The 4,876-nt window shown below is 28.2% G+C and carries 9 protein-coding genes; 5 read left to right on the plus strand and 4 right to left on the minus strand.

The window, feature by feature from the left end; genetic code table 11:
- Positions 1–152: 152 nt before the first annotated feature.
- The 4 genes from RPL90_RS00695 (at position 153) to RPL90_RS00710 (ending at position 2,666) form a co-directional block, all read left to right on the plus strand.
- Positions 153–332: a hypothetical protein gene (locus RPL90_RS00695; protein WP_313541441.1), complete on the plus strand. Its 180-nt coding sequence runs from the start codon at positions 153–155 to the stop codon at positions 330–332.
- A 913-nt stretch (positions 333–1,245) separates the two neighbouring features.
- A complete protein-coding gene (locus RPL90_RS00700; protein WP_313541443.1) occupies positions 1,246–1,884 on the plus strand; it encodes an HD domain-containing protein in 639 nt (212 codons plus the stop codon).
- A gap of 40 nt (positions 1,885–1,924) precedes the next feature.
- Entirely contained in the window at positions 1,925–2,086 is a 162-nt protein-coding gene (locus tag RPL90_RS00705) for a hypothetical protein (protein ID WP_313541445.1), read from the plus strand.
- Positions 2,087–2,234: 148 nt separating this feature from the next.
- The gene (locus RPL90_RS00710; protein WP_313541447.1) at positions 2,235–2,666 is read left to right on the plus strand and encodes a GNAT family N-acetyltransferase; all 432 of its coding nucleotides are present in this window, start codon (positions 2,235–2,237) and stop codon (positions 2,664–2,666) included.
- A gap of 249 nt (positions 2,667–2,915) precedes the next feature.
- Here the strand turns inward: RPL90_RS00710 and RPL90_RS00715 are convergent, their stop codons facing one another.
- Together RPL90_RS00715 and RPL90_RS00720 are read right to left on the minus strand one after the other, a co-directional pair.
- Positions 2,916–3,077: a hypothetical protein gene (locus RPL90_RS00715; RefSeq protein WP_313541448.1), complete on the minus strand. Its 162-nt coding sequence runs from the start codon at positions 3,075–3,077 to the stop codon at positions 2,916–2,918.
- 11 nt (positions 3,078–3,088) lie between these two features.
- Positions 3,089–3,325 carry a hypothetical protein gene (locus tag RPL90_RS00720; protein WP_313541450.1) on the minus strand — a complete coding sequence of 79 codons (237 nt, stop codon included), beginning with the start codon at positions 3,323–3,325 and terminating at the stop codon, positions 3,089–3,091.
- A gap of 122 nt (positions 3,326–3,447) precedes the next feature.
- On the opposite strand from RPL90_RS00720, the gene RPL90_RS00725 reads away from it, so the two are divergent.
- Complete coding sequence (locus RPL90_RS00725) at positions 3,448–3,633, plus strand: hypothetical protein (protein ID WP_313541452.1); 186 nt, start codon at positions 3,448–3,450, stop codon at positions 3,631–3,633.
- Positions 3,634–3,760: 127 nt separating this feature from the next.
- On the opposite strand, the gene RPL90_RS00730 is transcribed toward RPL90_RS00725, so the two are convergent.
- Together RPL90_RS00730 and RPL90_RS00735 are read right to left on the minus strand one after the other, a co-directional pair.
- Positions 3,761–4,297, minus strand: a complete 537-nt coding sequence (locus RPL90_RS00730) for a DUF4411 family protein (RefSeq protein WP_313541453.1) — start codon at positions 4,295–4,297, stop codon at positions 3,761–3,763.
- The coding region (locus RPL90_RS00735; RefSeq protein ID WP_313541455.1) for an ImmA/IrrE family metallo-endopeptidase at positions 4,297–4,876 on the minus strand (580 nt) is incomplete at its 5' end. The genes RPL90_RS00735 and RPL90_RS00730, both read right to left, overlap by 1 nt.

A 4,876-nucleotide genomic window follows, 5' to 3' on the forward strand; every position in this document is an offset into this window, starting at 1 on the left:
AAGACATTTTATTTGCTAATTTTATAATTTACAATATAATATGAGTGATTAACATTTTTTAATATTTAATAGCATAAATTTTCTATTTAGCTATATCTAATGAAGAACAATTTTTGGTTACATAGATTTTAAATCAAGGAGTAAAATGCAACATGGACTATGAAAAAGAAATTAAAAAAATGGGATGGACAAGAAGAGAAGTTAAAAATCGTATTGAGGGTCTTACCGATGAAAAAATTCATGACGAAGACCTTCAACAAAATAATAGCAATGCCGGTTCGAGTGAAAAGGTAGCTGATACGGTAGATTCCTTTTTTAATAACGATAATTAATGTAAAGATGATCAGCAGTGCAATAAAAGCCACTATCGAAAGTGGCTCTATCATTGGCTTAGGAATACTTATGTTATGCTGAATAGAAGAAAGATTCCTCAGCTATTAATATTTTACTTAAAATGTTCGTAAAAATAAATATTCGCAATGACCAAAGTAAAAAATATTTTTATAATAGTAAAAATAAAAAACAGCTATTAAAATTTTAGCTCTAATTCAAATTAAAAAATTATCCACTCATTAATTTTAAGTGGTATTCACCGATAAAAACGAACTAATTAAATCCCCTTCCATTACATAATGGAGGGGGATTTTTTAATTCTTTAATAATTCTACTAGCTTGAGACCCATTAAAATAACAAATTATATAGCTTGCTGACTTGAGACGCTATATCCAACCAAATCATTCTTATCATTCGTTATGTTGATTTACTAATATTACTATTTTTGAGTGATATTTTAACTATTTTTAATACTTCGTTTTTATTAACGACGTCTCAGATAATTTATGCATTTGCTTTGGTATTGTTTTCTGCAATATTTTATATTACTAAAAAATATTTGGAGTATAACCTTAGCACATAACACTGTCGATCTTGCTTCACAACTTACTACTTATGGCACAACCACTTCAACTAATAATATTACTTTACCAAGTGCCAGTATTACAATCACTATCTCTTAAACTTGTTAATTAACAGTTTAAGAAATTTCAAAAAAGATACCAAACAGCTAACAAACATACATAAATTAATGTCGTAAGAAAATCGGTCACACTGAGTTAAATTTTCTCGTGTGCTCTTTTATATTTTAACTATTCACAACAAAGTTGAAAGTTCGAATATAAAACTGTTGTTTTTAGTATACATATAAGGGAATTTACAAAATATATTACTTGAAAGGATGTTTGTTTATGATAAAAAGTATAGACGAAATTACAATTCCAGACAGTGGCATAGTACAAGACGCTCAAGACATTGTTCATGAATATGGTAACGAATTAATTTGGAATCATTCAAATCGTGTTTATTTATTCGGTGAAATTAAAGGAAATCAAGATAATTTGCATTATGATAAGGAATTACTCTACATTACTGCCCTGTTTCATGACTTAGGTCTTACAAACCAATATAGTAGCGCTGATTTAAGATTTGAAGTCGATGGTGCAAATGCAGTAAGACAATTTTTAGATACTTATAATTATGATGAACAAGATTTACAACTGGCTTGGGATGCTATTGCCTTGCATACTACACTGGGTGTAGCTGAACATAAAGAAAGCAACGTAGCATTACTATATCATGGTGTAGGTATGGATGTTATGGGTGACAACTGGAATCAGTATTCTGATGAAATTAGAAAAGCCATAGTGACGAAATTTCCCCGTGGTAATTTTAAGCAAGACGTAATAAAAGCCTTTTATGATGGCTTTAAACATAAACCAGAAACGACATTTGGCAACATAAAATCAGATGTAATCAAATATTTTGAACCTGAATATCCACAAAATAACTTCTGTTCGTGTATTTTACGATCAAAGTGGGAACAATAACGTTAAACCCATCGACGAAATGATGGGTTATTTTAATAAAATGCAACCATTTTGTATAGATGAATTTCAAATTATTTTTAAATATCAAGGTGTAGATATTGGTACTCAATTAATGAACTATGTTTCAGAATCATTAACAGATAAAGCAATATACAATATTCTCCTTATTACAGGTGAAACACGCGCCCAAAAATTTATATGAGCAAGTTGATTTAAAAAATCAAATAAAGGATTGATGATGATTAGAGAATTATAATAATTTAAATCAAAATTTGATTAAATTATTAATAAAATAAAATTACATATTATAATTAAAAATGTAAAATTAACATAAAGAAGGAAGTAAAAATATGAATTTATCGAAAATCTCACTTCAAGAGCAAAACTATCCGACAGCAATGAAAATATGGGAAAAATCTATAAATGCATCACACGATTTTTTAAAAGAATCGGATAAGCTAGCATTAAAATCAGAAATACCAACATATTTTAAATATGTGAATGCATATTTATGGTTTAACAACGACGAAGTTATTGGTTTTTCTGGTACCAATGAGCAAAATCTTGAAATGTTATTTTTAGATCCTAAACATTTTGGCAATGGATATGGCACCAAAATACTGCAATATTTAATTAAAGAAGAAGCAATTAAATTTGTTGACGTAAACAAAGATAATGATAAGGCTTTAAAATTTTATCAAAAGAATGGGTTCGAAATATATAGTGAATCACAAAAAGATGCACAAAAGAGAAATTATCCAATATTACATTTAAAACTTTAAATTTTTCACTTTATTGAAGGACTTTCACCGATGAATACTGTATCAATTATGCTTTAAATATATTGCTGTCTTTTAAATGAATTAAAAAAGAGCAAGGCCAATTGCGTCAGAGAATTCTTCTCTTCACACTTATTTGACACTTGCTCTCTTGAAACCCTATGTAATCAAAGATTTGATACGGAGAGTGAGGGATTGTCAATATCCCATATATAGTGCTATTTCAGCACTTTATTGTCCGCTCATTGTCCGTTAAATACTTTTTCTATTTTTCAATTCAATAAGTCTATCTCTCAATTCAATTTCTTCTAATCCATCTTTAATTAATGTACTAATTATTTCCGAGCGATTGTTTATACGAGTTTGGAGTTTCTCGATTTCGGTATCCAAATCTATTTTACATTCTTTTTCCATATACTCACCTCTTATTTTATAAAAATTCTATCATCATTCAAGTACGGGGATATAACAATTTTTCTATCTAAATTATTTTTGACGAGTAGCAAAGCAAATTCTAACCGTATTGAATCTTGATATATTATTTCTAAGTTCTGCCATATCTCTTTTTCCACGTCGGTCATTAAATCAGTATGCTTGATTGTGACTTTATTTAACTTTTTAGCACGTTCCACCATAGCATTATAGTCTATACCTTTGTACATACAATCACCTCATCTATATAATAGAACAAGTGTTCGTGTGTGTAAATAATAAATTACTTCTATTCTAAACTTAACTGGTTTATAATTAGAATTGTAAAAAAATGAATTGCGCAGGTGAATTTATGAATTATAAAAAAGAAATGAAAAAAATGGGATGGAGTTCAAAGGAAGTAACAAATAGAATGGATAGTATGGCAGAGGAATATTCTGATAATTCTGTAAGTGATAAATACAAAGACGTGGAGAAAAGTTTAAAAAATGGTGATGAGAACGTATTATTAAATGAATTTTTCAATATAAAAAAATAGCCCACCCGAAGGTGAGCTTGTTAAGAGTGTTGTTCATTATGGTTTTGACAAGCGTTCTATGACGCTTCATTTATTATACCACATATATTTTAATATAAACAAAAACCCCACCCGAAGGTGAGTGTTTTTAAATTTTAATATTCAATTTATACATCATTTCATACAAAGTACAATATTTCACTCCAAAGTGATCACATACATTTGGAATCTTAGCTGCTTTGGCCTTATTTTTAATTTGTAAGTTTTGCCCTGTTTCAAAAGTAACAATAGTATAATCAAATTTTTTAGCAGTAGCTATTAGCCATGGATCAGCAATTTTTATATTCGACCATTGTTCTAAAGCAGATTCTTTATATTTTCCAGAATTTTGGACGTGGTTTAAGACTTCTGCATAATTTTCTAAAATTTCTTCATCACCTGTAGTCAATATATTACCATTGTATTCTAATTCAACCCATTTTTGAACATCATCTTTATTGTCATCAACTGTTTCATGGCATAATTCATCTTTAACTCTATCTATTATGTGTATATATTGGGATTTATTTTGATCTTTTAAGCAATTCCAAAATGTAGGAACTAAATCAAAACTATAGAATTGCTTTGATGGTGTAATAAAACAATTTGAATCTAATATAAAATTCTCTTTACTACTATTACCCATCAAATCTCCTCCATACTTTCTACTATTTTCCCAAACATTTTAGGTTTTACACCAGCTAGTTTATAAATGTCACTATATAAAGCTCTTCCATTTTTCAAGCCATCAGACACCGCCAACGCAAAATTTGTATCTAATCTTGATTTTGCATTATTAACTGCGTTCCCTCCAGAACTTTTCGGTTTAAAATAATTTTTTAAAATTTCTGTAGTCTCATCTACAACTTCATTATATAATTTTTTAGAAATAAATTTATTATCCAATGCTCTTCTAGCAATAACAATATTACTAGCTATAAATTTATTAGATAACTCATTTATTTTATCTTTATTATTTTTTAAATGAGTTGTAGACCACTCAAGTGTAAATTGATTATTGGGAACTAATATTTCAGCAGCAATTTCATTACATTTTGCTTCAATTTTTGTATATTCATTTTGAACTTTATAAGTTTCGCCATTGAATATACTTTCTGTTCCTAATCCTATATGTGCTAATTCATGTAACATTGAAAAAATTTTTCCATTTTCACTATCTTTTGTATTAATAAAAATTAATGGAGCATATTCATCAATAAGACAA

The sequence above is a fragment of the Staphylococcus kloosii genome (assembly GCF_032139365.1).
GTDB classification, from domain to species: domain Bacteria; phylum Bacillota; class Bacilli; order Staphylococcales; family Staphylococcaceae; genus Staphylococcus; species Staphylococcus kloosii_A.